The following is a 1,104-nucleotide window of genomic DNA, read 5'->3' as shown; positions in this document are numbered from 1 at the left end:
TCATTGCCACTGACAATATCAACGGTGAGCTTCTGCCCCACCTTTTGCCGAAGCAGCCGGGGGATTTTTTCCCTCCCGATATCTTCGGCCAATGGTGCATGAGTGCAGGCCTCCGCAATTAGAACTCTGGAGTCCTCGGTTAAACTGTCTATGGCTGCAGCGCTTTGGGTGTAATAATCCAGATCACCCTTATAGCCGGCAAATAGTACCGAAAACGAAGTGAGCTTGCTTTCTTCAGGCTTTCTTTCGTAAACCGTTTTAAAAACCTGGGAGTCGGTGATAATCACGTTAGGGGGCTTGGCCAGGGCTTTAAGTGCGTCATCCAGTTTATCGGTGGTGGCACTTAAAACAACGCATTTTTTATCCAGCAGTTCCCGCAGTGTTTGCACCTGGGGAAGAATCAACCGCCCTTTCGGAGCCTGAATATCCTGAGGCATAACCAGCAGTACCAGATCTCCGTTCTGAACAATTCCGCCGGTAATGGTTTTAGCATCGTAATCTTCAGGCAAATGGCGTATAATGGCGGTGCGAATCTGCTCAATGCCATTTTTGTTTTTGGCGCTGACCACAATCGGCTTGATTCCGATATTATTTTCTATATAGTTGCTAACCGCCTCGGTATTGCTTATCAAATCAGATTTGTTCAGCACGGCAATGGCCGGAATGTTTCTCTTTTTAAACTCGTTGATCCATTCTTTTTCTCTATCAATTACGGTATCTTCGCCAAAGATGATTAGTGCAATATCCGTTTTTTGGGCTGCCTCCTTGGATTTTTCCACTCTCAATTCGCCAATTGCTCCCTCATCGTCAAAGCCGGCCGTGTCAATCAAAACACAGGGACCGATGGGGTAAATTTCCATGGATTTATATACCGGATCTGCCGTTGTGCCTGCAACTTCAGATACCAGGGCGGTTTCGTGACCTGTAATAGCGTTAATAAGCGATGACTTTCCGCTGTTGCGCTTGCCAAAAATACCGATATGCAACCGGTTGGCTCTGGGTGTATTATTCAAACTTTTTGCTCCTTTCCACCGGAAGTTGAGGTTAAGCTAATTCTGGTTGCAAGGGCTTAAAATCACCTCGATCAACTATTATCTCGTATCC

1 protein-coding gene is annotated in these 1,104 nt (G+C 46.3%); it reads right to left on the bottom strand.

Going from position 1 to position 1,104, the window contains the following annotated elements; all coding sequences use genetic code 11:
• The coding region (hydF, locus tag B3W37_RS15565; protein WP_483176354.1) for a [FeFe] hydrogenase H-cluster maturation GTPase HydF at positions 1-1,013 on the bottom strand (1,013 nt) is incomplete at its 3' end.
• Between the last annotated feature and the right edge of the window lie 91 nt (positions 1,014-1,104).

It is taken from the genome of Syntrophomonas sp. UBA5494 (genome assembly GCF_002426325.1).
This window is presented reverse-complemented; position numbering and strand designations above follow the sequence as displayed.